This is a genomic window from Streptomyces sp. NPDC048600 (assembly GCF_055587025.1).
In genome coordinates this window covers 156,897-169,705 of record NZ_JBVJGZ010000005.1, presented here as the reverse complement: position 1 = coordinate 169,705, position 12,809 = coordinate 156,897, and the positions used below count along the sequence as shown (strand labels likewise).

12 protein-coding genes are annotated in these 12,809 nt (G+C 72.4%); 9 read left to right on the top strand and 3 right to left on the bottom strand.

Annotated elements, in window-relative coordinates; all coding sequences use genetic code 11:
* Nucleotides 1–46: 46 nt before the first annotated feature.
* The 5 genes from ACZ6SQ_RS08800 (at nucleotide 47) to ACZ6SQ_RS08780 (ending at nucleotide 6,011) form a co-directional block, all read left to right on the top strand.
* Entirely contained in the window at nucleotides 47–1,603 is a 1,557-nt protein-coding gene (locus ACZ6SQ_RS08800) for a sugar ABC transporter ATP-binding protein (protein ID WP_469558204.1), read from the top strand.
* Complete coding sequence (locus ACZ6SQ_RS08795; protein ID WP_469558202.1) at nucleotides 1,600–2,610, top strand: ABC transporter permease; 1,011 nt, start codon at nucleotides 1,600–1,602, stop codon at nucleotides 2,608–2,610. The genes ACZ6SQ_RS08800 and ACZ6SQ_RS08795 overlap by 4 nt, the downstream gene beginning before the upstream one ends.
* A 23-nt stretch (nucleotides 2,611–2,633) precedes the next feature.
* Nucleotides 2,634–3,680, top strand: a complete 1,047-nt coding sequence (locus ACZ6SQ_RS08790; protein WP_469558198.1) for a substrate-binding domain-containing protein — start codon at nucleotides 2,634–2,636, stop codon at nucleotides 3,678–3,680.
* Nucleotides 3,681–3,774: 94 nt separating this feature from the next.
* On the top strand, nucleotides 3,775–5,010 hold the full coding sequence (locus ACZ6SQ_RS08785; protein ID WP_469558196.1) for a Gfo/Idh/MocA family protein: 1,236 nt from the start codon (nucleotides 3,775–3,777) through the stop codon (nucleotides 5,008–5,010).
* Nucleotides 5,007–6,011 carry a sugar phosphate isomerase/epimerase family protein gene (locus ACZ6SQ_RS08780; protein ID WP_469558192.1) on the top strand — a complete coding sequence of 335 codons (1,005 nt, stop codon included), beginning with the start codon at nucleotides 5,007–5,009 and terminating at the stop codon, nucleotides 6,009–6,011. The genes ACZ6SQ_RS08785 and ACZ6SQ_RS08780 overlap by 4 nt, the downstream gene beginning before the upstream one ends.
* 61 nt (nucleotides 6,012–6,072) lie before the next feature.
* Here the strand turns inward: ACZ6SQ_RS08780 and ACZ6SQ_RS08775 are convergent, their stop codons facing one another.
* Entirely contained in the window at nucleotides 6,073–7,038 is a 966-nt protein-coding gene (locus ACZ6SQ_RS08775; RefSeq protein ID WP_469558189.1) for a pirin family protein, read from the bottom strand.
* 113 nt (nucleotides 7,039–7,151) lie between these two features.
* Between ACZ6SQ_RS08775 and ACZ6SQ_RS08770 the strand changes: the two genes are divergently transcribed.
* Together ACZ6SQ_RS08770 and ACZ6SQ_RS08765 are read left to right on the top strand one after the other, a co-directional pair.
* Nucleotides 7,152–7,649, top strand: a complete 498-nt coding sequence (locus tag ACZ6SQ_RS08770; protein ID WP_469558187.1) for a MarR family winged helix-turn-helix transcriptional regulator — start codon at nucleotides 7,152–7,154, stop codon at nucleotides 7,647–7,649.
* Nucleotides 7,646–8,101: a MarR family transcriptional regulator gene (locus ACZ6SQ_RS08765; protein ID WP_469558185.1), complete on the top strand. Its 456-nt coding sequence runs from the start codon at nucleotides 7,646–7,648 to the stop codon at nucleotides 8,099–8,101. Before ACZ6SQ_RS08770 ends, ACZ6SQ_RS08765 begins: the two co-directional genes overlap by 4 nt.
* A 79-nt stretch (nucleotides 8,102–8,180) precedes the next feature.
* Here the strand turns inward: ACZ6SQ_RS08765 and ACZ6SQ_RS08760 are convergent, their stop codons facing one another.
* Complete coding sequence (locus ACZ6SQ_RS08760; RefSeq protein WP_469558181.1) at nucleotides 8,181–9,599, bottom strand: PepSY-associated TM helix domain-containing protein; 1,419 nt, start codon at nucleotides 9,597–9,599, stop codon at nucleotides 8,181–8,183.
* 179 nt (nucleotides 9,600–9,778) lie between these two features.
* Between ACZ6SQ_RS08760 and ACZ6SQ_RS08755 the strand changes: the two genes are divergently transcribed.
* Nucleotides 9,779–10,423 (top strand): peptide deformylase, encoded by a 645-nt coding sequence (locus tag ACZ6SQ_RS08755; protein WP_469558179.1) that lies wholly within the window; start codon nucleotides 9,779–9,781, stop codon nucleotides 10,421–10,423.
* A 321-nt stretch (nucleotides 10,424–10,744) separates the two neighbouring features.
* Here ACZ6SQ_RS08755 and ACZ6SQ_RS08750 read toward each other — a convergent pair whose 3' ends face one another.
* A complete protein-coding gene (locus ACZ6SQ_RS08750; protein ID WP_469558176.1) occupies nucleotides 10,745–12,178 on the bottom strand; it encodes a dihydrolipoyl dehydrogenase family protein in 1,434 nt (477 codons plus the stop codon).
* A 141-nt stretch (nucleotides 12,179–12,319) separates the two neighbouring features.
* On the opposite strand from ACZ6SQ_RS08750, the gene trxA reads away from it, so the two are divergent.
* Nucleotides 12,320–12,703 (top strand): thioredoxin, encoded by a 384-nt coding sequence (gene trxA / locus ACZ6SQ_RS08745; protein WP_469558173.1) that lies wholly within the window; start codon nucleotides 12,320–12,322, stop codon nucleotides 12,701–12,703.
* Nucleotides 12,704–12,809 lie beyond the last annotated feature (106 nt).

Genomic DNA, 12,809 nt, shown 5'->3' with positions numbered 1-12,809 from the left:
CGTGCGCACCTTGACCCCGTATCACCACGGAACCGAGGGACCACCCATGCCGTCACCGTCCCCTGACACCCCGACAGCCGACTCCCCCGCCCCACTGCTCAGGATGGCCGGGATCACCAAGTCCTTCCCCGGCGTCCGCGCCCTGTCCGGCGTCGATCTGACGGTCGTCGAGGGCGAGGTGCACTGTCTCCTCGGCCAGAACGGCGCGGGCAAGTCCACGCTCATCAAGGTCCTGGCAGGCGCCCATCAGCCCGACAGCGGAGAGATCGTCTGGCAGGGGCGACACGCCCGGCTGAAGTCCCCCATCGACGCCATACGTCTCGGCGTCGCGACCATCTACCAGGAGCTCGACCTCGTCGAGCACCTCTCCGTGGCCGAGAACGTCAGCCTCGGTCACGAGCCGACCCGCGCCGGATTCCTCGTCCGCACGGGGGTGGCCCGCCGGCGCGCGGCCTCACTGCTGCACCGGCTCGGCCACGACGAGATCGACCCGGCCGTCCCCGTCGCCGAACTCTCCTCCGCGCAACGGCAGATCGTCTCCATGGCGCGTGCCCTGTCCCGCGACGCCCGGCTGATCGTGATGGACGAGCCGTCGGCCGCCCTGGACCCGGACGAGGTGAGCAACCTCTTCCGTGTCGTGCGCACCCTGACGGGCGACGGCGTCGCGGTCGTCTACATCTCCCACCGGCTGGAGGAGATCCGTACCATCGGCGACCGCGTGACCGTCCTCAAGGACGGCCGGTCCGTCGCCGACGCGCTGCCGGCCCGGTCCACACCCACCCGTGACATCGTCACGCTGATGACGGGCCGCTCCGTGGAGCGTGTCTTCCCCTCCTCCCGTACGGCCGGCCCGGTCGACTCCGGAGCACCGCCCGTGCTGAAGGTGGAAGGGCTGGGCCGTACGGGGGAGTTCGAGCCGCTGGACCTGGAGGTCGGCGCCGGGGAGATCGTCGGCCTGGCCGGACTGGTGGGGTCCGGCCGGTCCGAGATCCTGGAGACGGTCTACGGGGCCCGGCGGCCCACCTCGGGCCGGGTGCTCGTGGACGGCCGGGAGGTACGGCCCGGGAACGTCCGGGCCGCGGTGCGCGCGGGTATCGGCCTGGCGCCCGAGGAGCGCAAGGCCCAGGCCCTGCTGATGCTGGAGCCGGTCACCCGCAATGTCTCCCTCTCCACGCTCGGCCGCTTCTCCCGCCTCGGCTGGATCGACCGGTCCGCGGAGCGCGTCTCGGCCCGGCGGGCCACCCGGGACCTGGCCCTGCGGCCGGACAGTCCGGAGATGCTGGTCAGGAACCTCTCCGGGGGCAACCAGCAGAAGGCCGTCCTGGCCCGCTGGCTGCTGCGGGGGTGCCGTGTCCTGCTCCTGGACGAGCCCACCCGAGGTGTGGACATCGGGGCGCGCGTCGAGCTCTACGCGCTGATCAGGCGACTGGCCGACGACGGGCTCGCCGTTCTCGTGGTCTCCAGCGAGATCCCCGAGGTGCTCGGCCTCGCCGACCGCGTCCTGGTGCTCCGCGAGGGCCATGTCGTCCACCACGCCCCCGCGGGCGACCTGGACGAACACCGCGTACTCGATCTCGTACTGGAAGGGAACCACGCATCATGACGCAGTCCGCGGCCGTACCCGCGGCCGAGAAGCCCGCGCCCGCCGCGCCCCCGCCGCGCACCCCCGCGCTCGGCCTGCGGTGGGACGTCCGTACCCTGTCGCTGCTCGGTGTGCTGGCGATCCTGGTGCTCGTCGGCGGTGCCACCAAGCCGGACGAGTTCCTCGCCCTGAGCAATCTCCAACTGGTGCTCACCCAGGCGTCGGTGATCGGTGTGGTCACGGTCGGCATGACGCTGGTCATCATCAGCGGCGGCATCGATCTGTCGGTCGGCGCGATCGTGGCGCTGGCCTCGGTGTGGGCCACGACGGCGGCGACCCAGGAATTCGGCTTCGGCGGCGTCCTGTTCACCGCGCTCCTGGTGGGTGTGGGCTGCGGCCTGGTGAACGGGGTGCTGATCGCCTACGGCCGGCTGGTCCCGTTCATCGCCACCCTCGCCATGTTCGCCTCGGCCCGCGGTCTCGCGCTCCAGATCACCGACGGGCGCACCCAGATCGTCACGATCCCCGGCATCCTCGACCTCGGCGAGAAGGACGCGTTCGTCCTCGGTGTGCCGCCTCTGGTCATCGTGTTCGCGGTGGTCGTCGTCCTCGGCTGGCTGCTGCTGAACCGCACGACGTTCGGTCGGCGCACCGTCGCCATCGGCGGCAACCCGGAGGCCGCCCGGCTCGCCGGGATCGACGTCCGCCGCCAGCGGCTGTACCTGTATCTGCTGTCCGGGCTGTGCTGCGGCATCGCCGCGTTCCTGCTGATCGTGCTGGCCGGCTCCGGCCAGAACACCAACGGCAACCTCTACGAACTCGACGCCATCGCCGCCGCGATCATCGGCGGAACCCTGCTCAGCGGGGGCCGGGGCACCATCACCGGCTCCGTCCTCGGCGTCCTGATCTTCACCACCATCACCAACATCTTCGCGCTCAACAACCTCCAGAGCGCGACCCAGCAGATCGCCAAGGGCGCGATCATCGTCGCCGCCGTACTCGTCCAACGCCGCTCCGCCCACGAGTGACGCGCCAGTCAAGGAGACCCACCATGGCACTGCAAGTGGACCCCATCCGCAGAAGGCTGCTCTTCGGTTCGGCGGCCGTGTCGGCCGGCGCGCTGCTCACCGCGTGCACCTCCAACGACACCGACTCGAAGGGCACTTCGGCCGAACAGGCGCCCGTCGCCGACGACAGGCCCGGCAAGCACGTCACCATAGGCTTCGCGGGCCCGCAGGCCGACCACGGCTGGCTCAACGCCATCAACGTCAACGCCCGTGAGCGCGCGAAGAAGTACCAGGACGTCACGCTGGAGATCACCGAGGGCTCCAACGACACGGCCGTGCAGATCGGCCAGATCGAGACCCTCATCAACAAGAAGGTCGACGTGCTGGTGATCCTGCCGGCCGACGGCAAGGCACTCACCCAGGTCGGGCTCCAGGCCGTGCGCTCCGGCATCCCCGTCGTCAACCTGGACCGGATCTTCAACTCCCCGCAGGCGTACCGCTGCTGGATCGGCGGCGACAACTACGGCATGGGTCTCAACGCCGGGCACTACATCGGCGAGAAGCTCAAGGACAAGCCGAACGCGCGGGTCGTCGAACTCGCGGGCATGGACACCCTGGAGCTGACCAGGCAGCGCACCCAGGGCTTCGACGACGCGCTGAAGAACTACCCGAACATCAAGAAGGTGGCCCGGCAGGCGGCCGAGTTCACCGTCGAGACCGGTCAGGCGAAGATGGCCGCCCTGCTCCAGGCCAACAAGCAGTTCGACGCGCTGTGGAACCACGACGACGACCAGGGCGTGGGCGCGCTGCGGGCCATCGAACAGGCCGGGCGGGACGACTTCTTCATGGTCGGCGGCGCGGGCGCGCTCTCCGCGTTCCAGGCGATCAAGGCCGACAACAGCGTCCTGAAGGCGACCGTCCTGTACCCGCCGACCATGGCCGCCTCGGCGGTCGACCTGGCGCGGGCGCTCGGCCAGGGCAAGGGGATCGGCGGCATGGCGGAGTCCGAGATCCCGACCTCCGTCACCCTCTACTCGGCGGCCGTCGACAAGTCCAACGTCGACCGCTACATGGCGACCGGGTTCAACTGAGCCGCTCCCGCAAGCCGGCCCCACCAACGCCGAGGGCCGGGGCCGGCCCGCGGTTCCGCGCCTGCCCCGGCCACGTCAAGGAGGACACGCGTACATGGAAACAGCGCACGAGGAAGCCCAGGGCAGTGGATCCACCGCCGTCCGCAAGCCGGATCTCGGCATCGGCATGGTCGGCTACGCCTTCATGGGCGCCGCGCACTCACAGGGCTGGCGCACGGCGGGCCGGGTCTTCGACCTGCCGCTCGCGCCGCGGCTGACGGCGGTGTGCGGGCGCGACGGGCGGGCGGTACGGGCTGCCGCGGACCGGCTGGGCTGGGCGTCCTGCGAGACCGACTGGCGGAAGCTGATCGCACGCGAGGACATCGGCCTCGTCGACATCTGCACCCCCGGCGAGAGCCACGCGGAGATCGCCGTCGCCGCGCTCGACGCCGGCAAGCACGTCCTGTGCGAGAAGCCGCTGGCCAACACGGTCGAGGAGGCGGAGGCCATGGTCGCCGCGGCGGCGCGCAACCCGGGCCGGATCGCCATGGTCGGCTTCAACTACCGCCGTACGCCCGCCGTCTCGCTGGCCCGGTCCGTCATCGCGGCCGGCCGGCTCGGGGCGCTCCGGCACATCCGCCTGGCCTATCTCCAGGACTGGCTCGTCGACCCCGAGTTCCCGCTCACCTGGCGGCTGCGGCGGGAGGCGGCCGGCTCGGGCGCGCTGGGGGACCTGGGCTCGCATCTCGTCGACCTCGCCCAGTTCCTGGCCGGGGAGCCGCTGGCCGGTGTCACCGCGGTCACCGAGACCTTCGTGGCCGAGCGCCCCCTGCCGGCCGACACCACGACGGGCGCCCCGGCAGGCCGCGACCGCGGCCGGGTCACCGTCGACGACGCGGCCGTGTTCACCGGCCGCTTTCCGTCCGGCGCCCTCGCCTCCTTCGAGGCCACCCGATTCGCCGGCGGCCGCAAGAACGCGCTGCGGTTCGAGGTCAACGGCGAACACGGCTCCCTCTGCTTCGACTTCGAGCAACTGAACGAACTGCACTTCTTCGACGGCACCGGGCCCGCCACCGAGGCCGGTTTCCGCCGGATCCTGGTGACCGAGCCCGAACACCCCTACCTCTCCGGCTGGTGGCCGCCCGGCCATGGACTCGGCTACGAGCACACCTTCGTCCACCAGGCCCGCGACCTCGTCCACGCCGTCGCCGACGCCGCCACGCCCGCCCCGTCCTTCGCCGACGGTCTCCAGGTGCAGCGCGTGCTCGCCGCCGTCCAGGAGAGCGCGTCCAAGGACAGCGTCTACACCCTCGTCTCCCCCTCCGGCCTCGGCGAAGGACGTACGTCATGACCCATCGCTTCACCCTGTTCACCGGCCAGTGGGCGGATCTGCCGCTGGAGGAGGTCTGCCGGATCGCCCGGGACGCCGGGTTCGACGGTCTGGAACTCGCCTGCTGGGGCGACCACTTCGAGGTCGACAAGGCGCTCGCCGACCCCGGCTATCCGGACTCCCGGCGCCAGCTCCTGGAGAAGTACGGCCTGGAGTGCTGGGCCGTTTCCAACCATCTGGTCGGCCAGGCCGTCTGTGACGCGATCATCGACGAGCGGCACCGGGCGATCCTCCCGCCCGAGGTCTGGGGCGACGGCGACCCCGAGGGCGTACGGCGGCGGGCCGCCACCAGGATGGAGGACACCGCCCGTGCGGCCGCCGCGTTCGGCGTGAACACCGTGATCGGGTTCACCGGTTCGGCGATCTGGCATCTGGTCGCCATGTTCCCGCCCGTCACCGAGGCCATGGTCGAGCGCGGCTACCAGGACTTCGCCGACCGCTGGAACCCCGTCCTCGACGTCTTCGACGCCGAAGGCGTCCGCTTCGCCCACGAGGTCCACCCCGGCGAGATCGCCTACGACTACTGGACCACCGACCGCGCGCTGCGCGCCGTCGACCACCGCCCCGCCTTCGGCCTCAACTTCGACCCCTCGCATTTCGTCTGGCAGGACATCGACCCGGCGGGCTTCCTCTACGACTTCCGCGACCGCGTCTACCACGTCGACTGCAAGGAGGCCCGCACCCGCCTCGACGGGCGCGGTGGCCGCCTCGGCTCCCACCTGCCCTGGGGAGACCCCCGGCGCGGCTGGGACTTCGTCTCGGCCGGCCACGGCGACGTCCGCTGGGAGGACGTCTTCCGCATGCTCCGCTCCATCGGCTACGGCGGCCCGGTCTCCGTCGAGTGGGAGGACGCCGGCATGGACCGTCTGCACGGCGCGCCCGAGGCTCTGGCCCGCCTGAAGGAGTACGACTTCTCTCCCCCGTCGGCCTCCTTCGACGCGGCCTTCGGGGGAGGCCGCTGAGCCGGCCGCCTGACGGGACGGGGTCCGCTCGACACTCCTCGGCCGCCGTGTCGTCAGCGGCTCAGCGCGTCCTCCCCCGCGGCTTCAGTGGCGTCACCGGCAGCGCGGGGGCCGGAACGGGGTCGCCGTCGTACCCCTTCACCTCGCCGAACCTCGTCCCTTCCATCCAGTCCTCGCGCGCCTGGACGATCTCCTCCTGGGACCGTCCGATCCAGTTCCAGAACATGATCAGCTCCTCCTCGAACGGCTCACCGCCGAGGAGCATCAGACCGGCGTCGGAGGCGGCGCGCAGGGGGAGTTCGGTGCGGCCGCAGCCGAGGTAGAGCATGGAGCCGGGCAGGACCGGGACGCCGTCGACATGGGCCTCGCCGGACATCGACAGCACGGCGTACTCGAAGTCCGGGTCGAGGGGCAGCCGGACGTCGGCGCCGCCGGTGAGGGCGAGGTCGGCGCCGACGATCGGGGTGTAGGCCGTGCCGGGTGAGACGGCCCCGTCCAGGGAGCCGAGGAGGAGCGTGGCGCGCAGGCCCGGTGCGGTCACCACGGGCAGTTCGGCGTGGTGCTCGAAGTGCGGGTCGGTGTGCCGGTGGCTGTCGGGCAGGGCGACCCACAGCTGGGCGCCGTGCAGGAGGCGGGCGTGCGGGCGGGGGCTCTCCTCCGAGTGGCTGATCGCCCGGCCGGAGGTCATCAGGCCCAGTTCGCGCGGGCGGACGGTCTGGAGACTGCCGGTGGAGTCGCGGTGCAGCACCTCGCCCTCGTGCAGCCAGCTCACGGTCTGGAGGCCCATATGGGGGTGCGGGGGCACCTGCATACCGGGCTCGTCGGCGATGTCGTCGGGGCCGTAGTGGTCGATGAAGCACCAGGCCCCGACCATCCGGCGGCCCAGGTTCGGCAGCAGCCGGCGGACCTCGGCCGACTCGCCGAGCCTGACGGTGCGGGGGCTGAGAAGTTCGCGTACGGGTTCCGCCACCACGAAGCCGCGGCCACCGCACACGGCGGGAACCGCCTCGCGGTCGAGATTGCTCATGCCGGACAACCTAGCCCCGCCGGGACCCTTCCGTCAGTGCGTCGTCCGGGCGACGGAGGGACTTCGAACAGAAATAGTAGCCATGGATATAATAGCCATGTAATGTATTCAGCATGAGCAACGGTTCCGAGGGCGCGACGCCCGGATTCCTGGTCTGGCGACTGTCCATGAAGTGGCGCACCGCGGTGGACCGCGCGGTGGCCCCGCTCGGACTCACCCACGCCCAGTACTCGCTGGTCGCCTCGCTGCACGGCATGCACCGCGGCGGTGATCAGCCGAGTCAGCGGCAGCTCGCCGACCACACCGGACTCGAACCGCTGTACGTGTCCAAGCTGGCGCGCTCCCTGGAGAGCGCCGGGCTGGTGCGGCGCGAACGCGACCCGCGCGACCCGCGCGCGGTCCGGCTCTCGCTCACCGAGCGGGGACACGAGACCACCCGCGCCGCCATCGAGGTCGTGCACGCCCTGCTGGAGCAACTCCTCGCCCCGCTGGGCGGACTGGATGCCGAACGCACCCGGCGGCTCGGCCGCGACCTCGCCGCCCTGCTCGACGCACCGCTCGATCCACCCCGGCCGACCGGGACCCACGAGAACAGGCAGGAGCAGTCATGACCACCACCGCAGCCCCCTCCGTCGACCCCCGCGTCATCGGGCTCGCCCACTACGCCGGACGAGCCGTGCTCGAACACGTCCTGGACCGCCACGGCGCCACCTTCCAGCAGCAGATCACGCTGCGTCTGGTCGTCACCGCCGAGGCGCCCGTCGAACGGGCCGCGCTCGCCGGGCAGGTGACCGCGTCCCTGAAGATCCCCGAGGCGGCGGTCCTCGCCGTCGTCGACGGGCTGGTCGGGCGCGGCCTGGCCGCCGCGGAGGGCACCGCCGTCCGGGCGACGGACGCCGGGCGCGAGCTGTACGCCACGACGACCGCGGAGACCGCCCCGGTCTCCGCGCGGATCTACGCCGGGATACCGGCCGAGGACCTCGCCGTCGCGGGCCGTGTGCTGACCCTGATCACCGAGCGCGCCGACGCGGAACTGGCAGCCCTGAAGGCGGCCCGGCCGTAGCGGCCCCGTCGCGACGGGAACGCCGAAGGGCCCGGCATCCCCCCGGATGCCGGGCCCTTCGCCCTGTCGGCCGCGGCTGTCACGCCCGCGCGGCCGTGTCCGTCGCGTGCCCCCGCTTCCCCCGCCGGTACGCGATCTCCCCCAGGGTCACGTCCACGGCGACGAAGAGGGCCAGCGGAATGCCGAACAGCGGTACGAAGTAGCCGAGGACGGCGACGACGGCCAGCAGCGGCACCAGGATCTGCGGCGGCGCCTGGGCCCACGCCCCGCGCGGCAGGGGCCTGCCGAAGGCGGAGCCGCGGCCGCGCTTCCACCACATCCAGTAGCCGAGCACGATCAGCGCGACCAGGACGAGCGCGAGGCCCATCAGCAGGATCTGGTTGGCGAGCCCGAACAGCGTGCCGGTGTGGAAGTCGATGCCCCAGCGGGTGAGTTTGGCCAGGAAGGGATAGTCGTCGAAGCGCAGGACGTCGATCACCTGCCCGTTCGCCGGGTCGACGGCGACCGAGTCCTGCTTCACCGGCCAGGTGCGCTGGATCTGCTTGACGACGTACGCCGAGGACGCGTCGGCCGGCGGGACGATCTCCACCGGGTCGCCGAGGCCCTCGGCCCGCGCGGCGGCGAGGACCCGGTCGAGGCCGACGTCGGCGCCGGTGCCGCCCGCCGCGTCCCCGCCCTGCCCGGCCCCGCCCCCGTGCCCGCCGTGGTCCCCGCCGGCCGCGGCGGAGAGCGAGGGCGTGGAGTGGCCCACGGCCGTGCGCAGTTCGTCGATGCTCGCGCCCGCGTAGGCGGACCAGGTCAGGCCGGTCGCGGAGAGGAACAGGAAGCCGACCGCGGCCCAGGCGCCGAGGGTGCCGTGCAGGCCCAGCGCGCGGCGGCGGCCGGTCGTGCCGCGCAGCCGGCGCCGGGCCCGCGAGAACCACAGCACGAGCCCGGCGCCCGCCACGGCCCACAGCCAGCTCGCCGAGAGTTCGCTGTACAGTCGGCCGTTCTCGCCGAGGAACAGATCGCGGTGGAGTACGTCGATCCAGGTGCGCAGCGGCAGCGCGCCGGTCGAGCCGTACTGCTCCAGGGATCCCCGCACCTCGCCGGTGTACGGGTCGACGAACACGGCGAGCTTGTGCTCCTCGTCCACGCCCGGGACCCCGGACAGCAGCACCCGTGTACTGGCGTCGTCCTCCGGCGAGGGCCGTACGGCGGCGACGGCGCCCTCGGGGTGCGCCTCGAGGGCGGCGGCGACCTGCCGGGAGAGGGGCAGCCTGGTGTCGCCCACGGAGACGGTCGTCCGGTCGGCGTAAAGGATCTTCTCGGCCTCGAACGAGGCGGCGTAGAGGAAGCCGGTCAGGGCGGAGACGAGCAGGAAGGGGGCGACGAGCAGGCCGGCGTAGAAGTGCAGGCGCAGCATCAGGGGGCGCAGGGTCGCCCAACCACCCGGCTGGGCGGGCGGGTTGGCGCGCGGTGGGGCCTCGTCCGTGACGGGCGAGGGAGCGGTGGTCATCGGTGGGTCTCTCCGTGGCTGGGTGAACGGTTCTGTCGGCCGTTCCGGTGCAGGGGTCGGGAGAGCGGAAGGGCGAGTTCCCGACGGGTGAGGTGACCTGCGCCACAGGGCCGGTGCGGGAGGTGACAGGTGTCAGGTTCGGGTGTCAGGCGTCTGACCGGGCGTGACATGCTGGCCGGATGACAACTCCCGCCGCACGCGCACCTCTTGCCGAACAGGTCGAGCAACTCCTGTCCCAGGAAGGTCCGTTGGCCATCGTCCCGGCGGGCGAACCGGTGCTTCGGCAGGGCATCGAGCCGTACGACGGGCAGTTGGGCCCCGCGTTGCTGGGGCGGCTCGTCGCGGCGATGCGGGTGGCCATGCGGGCGGCGCCGGGTGTGGGTCTCGCGGCGCCTCAGGTGGGTGTGCCGCTGCGGATCGCCGTGATGGAGGACGCGGCGACCGTGCCGGAGGAGGTGCGGCTGGCCCGGGGGCGGGTGCCGCAGCCGTTCCGGGTGCTGGTGAACCCCTCGTACGAGGCGGTCGGTTCCGCGCGTGCGGCGTTCTACGAGGGCTGTCTGAGTGTGCCGGGCTGGCAGGCGGTGGTGGCGCGGCCGGTGATGGTCCGGCTGACCGGTGCGGACGAGGACGGGCGGGCGTTGGACGAGGTGTTCACCGGGTGGCCCGCGCGGATCGTCCAGCACGAGACGGATCATCTCGACGGGACGCTGTATCTCGACCGCGCGGAGCTGCGGTCGCTGGCGTCCTCGCGGGCGATGGCGGAGCGGTGGGGTGCGGCTACGCCGGTTGTTGCGGCTCGGGAGCTGGGGTTCGAGTTGCCGTGACGCGTCTGCGGGGTTGGCGGGGGGTGTGGGGGGTGCCGGGGTTTGTGGGTGCGGGTTGAGTGTGGTTGCTCGCGCAGTTCCCCGCGCCCCTTCAAGGGGGTTGCCCTCTGCGGCCGTGGATGAGGCCCGGGGGCCGGGGGGTTTCGGGTGCCGGTTGAGTGTGGTTGCTCGCGCAGTTCCCCGCGCCCCTTCAAGGGGGTTGCCCTCTGCGGCCGTGGATGAGGCCCGGGGGCCGGGGGTTTCGGGTGCCGGTTGAGCGTGGCTGGTCGCGCAGTTCCCCGCGCCCCTTCAAGGGGGCGGGGAACGGGGCGGGGGTGTGGGTCAGGTGTCTCGGTTGGTTTCCAGGAGGCGTAGCCAGATCTCGCTGAGGGTGGGGTAGGAGGGGACGGCGTGCCAGAGGCGTTCGATGGGGACCTGGCCGGCCACGGCGACGGTGGCGGAGTGGATGAGTTCGCCGACGCCGGGGCCGACGAAGGTCACGCCGCGCAGGATGCGGTCGTCGAGGTCGACGATCATGCGGGCGCGGCCGCGGTAGCCCTCGCCGTACAGACCCGCGCCCGCGACGGAGGAGAACTCGACGTCGACGGCCCGCACGCGGTGGCCGGCCCGTTCCGCCTCGGCCAGGGACAGGCCCACGGCCGCGGCCTCGGGGTCGGCGAAGACGACCTGCGGCACGGCGAAGTGGTCGGCGGTGGCGGCGTGGGCGCCCCAGGGGTCCGACTCCAGGATGGGCACGCCCTGCGCGCGGGCCGCGATGACGGCGCCCGCGATACGGGCCTGGTACTTGCCCTGGTGGGTGAGCAGGGCGCGGTGGTTGACGTCGCCGACGGCGTACAGCCAGTCCGTGCCGGTGACCCGCAGGCTGTCGTCGACGGACAGCCAGGAGCCGGGTTCCAGGCCGACCGTGTCCAGGCCGATGTCCTCGGTGTGCGGGACCCGGCCGGTGGCGAAGAGGATCTCGTCGGCCTCCAGTTGCTCACCGGTGTCGGTGGTGACGGTCACCGTGCCGTCCCGGCGGGTCACCGACGTCACGGAGGTGCCCGTGCGGACCTCGACGCCGGCTTCCTTCAGGCCCTCGGCGACCAGCTCGCCGGCGAAGGGCTCCATCCGGTTGAGCAGGCCCTTGCCGCGGACGAGGAGGGTGACCCGGGAGCCCAGGGCCTGCCAGGCGGTCGCCATCTCGGTCGCCACGACGCCGCCGCCCACGACGACCAGCCGGCCCGGAGCCGCCTTGGCGCTGGTCGCCTCGCGGCTGGTCCAGGGGCGTACGTCGGCGAGGCCGGGCAGGTCGGGGAGCAGGGCGCGGGTGCCGGTGCACACGGCGACCGCGTGCCGGGCGGTGAGGGTGCGGCGGGTGCCGTCCGGGGCGGTGACCTCCACCGCGCGGGGGCCGGCCAGGCGGCCGTGGCCCCGGTGGAGGTCGGCGCCGATCCCCTCCATCCAGCGGACCTGGCCGTCGTCCTTCCAGTCGGAGGTGAAGTAGTCGCGGCGGGCGAGCACCAAGGGTGTGTCGAGCGGGCCCCGCACCGAGTCGCTCAGGCCGGGGAGGCGGCGGGCGTCGGCCTGGGCGATGACCGGGCGCAACAGGGCCTTGCTCGGCATACAGGCCCAGTAGGAGCACTCACCGCCGACGAGTTCGCTCTCCACGACCGCGGTGGACAGGCCGGCCGCGCGGGTGCGGTCGGCGACGTTCTCCCCCACGGGCCCGGCTCCGAGCACCACGACGTCGTAAGCATGGGAATCCGATTCCGTCATGGGGTCAGTCTTGCGGGTGGTGTGCGGCGCGGCCACACGGGTACGCGCGCGGTACGTGACTGTGCGCGCACGGAATACCCCCGCCTCCCCTGGCGTTGGTGCGGACGGCTCACCCCGACAGCAGGAAGAGGGATCAACGCCATGAGCAGCACTGTGGAGCTCACCAAGGAGAACTTCGACCAGATGGTGAAGGAGAACGACTTCGTTCTCATCGACTTCTGGGCGTCGTGGTGCGGCCCGTGCCGGATGTTCGCGCCGGTGTACGAGAAGGCGGCGAAGGACAATCCCGACCTGGTGTTCGGCAAGGTCGACACCGAGGCGCAGCCGGAGCTGGCGGCGGCGTTCGGCATCCAGTCGATCCCGACGCTGATGATCGTGCGTGACCAGGTGGCCGTCTTCGCGCAGCCGGGCGCGCTGCCGGAGACCGCGCTGACGGATGTGATCGGGCAGGCGCGCAAGCTGGACATGGACGAGGTGCGCAAGGCGGTGGCCGCGCAGCAGGCGGCCGGGGCCCAGGGCGAGTGATCCGGGGTACCGCTTGCGGGCGCGGGGGGGAGGGGGGGGGGGGGGGGGGGGGGGGGGGGGGGGGGGGGGAGGGGGGGGGGGAGGGGAGGGGGGGGGGAGGGGTCGT

Coding starts and splice junctions, on each gene's coding strand:
- ACZ6SQ_RS08785 (WP_469558196.1), top strand. CDS start 3,775: ATGGAAACAGCGCACGAGGAAGCCCAGGGCAGTGGATCCACCGCCGTC.
- ACZ6SQ_RS08750 (WP_469558176.1), bottom strand. CDS start 12,178: ATGACGGAATCGGATTCCCATGCTTACGACGTCGTGGTGCTCGGAGCC.
- ACZ6SQ_RS08780 (WP_469558192.1), top strand. CDS start 5,007: ATGACCCATCGCTTCACCCTGTTCACCGGCCAGTGGGCGGATCTGCCG.
- ACZ6SQ_RS08760 (WP_469558181.1), bottom strand. CDS start 9,599: ATGACCACCGCTCCCTCGCCCGTCACGGACGAGGCCCCACCGCGCGCC.
- trxA (WP_469558173.1), top strand. CDS start 12,320: ATGAGCAGCACTGTGGAGCTCACCAAGGAGAACTTCGACCAGATGGTG.
- ACZ6SQ_RS08770 (WP_469558187.1), top strand. CDS start 7,152: ATGAGCAACGGTTCCGAGGGCGCGACGCCCGGATTCCTGGTCTGGCGA.
- ACZ6SQ_RS08775 (WP_469558189.1), bottom strand. CDS start 7,038: ATGAGCAATCTCGACCGCGAGGCGGTTCCCGCCGTGTGCGGTGGCCGC.
- ACZ6SQ_RS08800 (WP_469558204.1), top strand. CDS start 47: ATGCCGTCACCGTCCCCTGACACCCCGACAGCCGACTCCCCCGCCCCA.
- ACZ6SQ_RS08755 (WP_469558179.1), top strand. CDS start 9,779: ATGACAACTCCCGCCGCACGCGCACCTCTTGCCGAACAGGTCGAGCAA.
- ACZ6SQ_RS08795 (WP_469558202.1), top strand. CDS start 1,600: ATGACGCAGTCCGCGGCCGTACCCGCGGCCGAGAAGCCCGCGCCCGCC.
- ACZ6SQ_RS08765 (WP_469558185.1), top strand. CDS start 7,646: ATGACCACCACCGCAGCCCCCTCCGTCGACCCCCGCGTCATCGGGCTC.
- ACZ6SQ_RS08790 (WP_469558198.1), top strand. CDS start 2,634: ATGGCACTGCAAGTGGACCCCATCCGCAGAAGGCTGCTCTTCGGTTCG.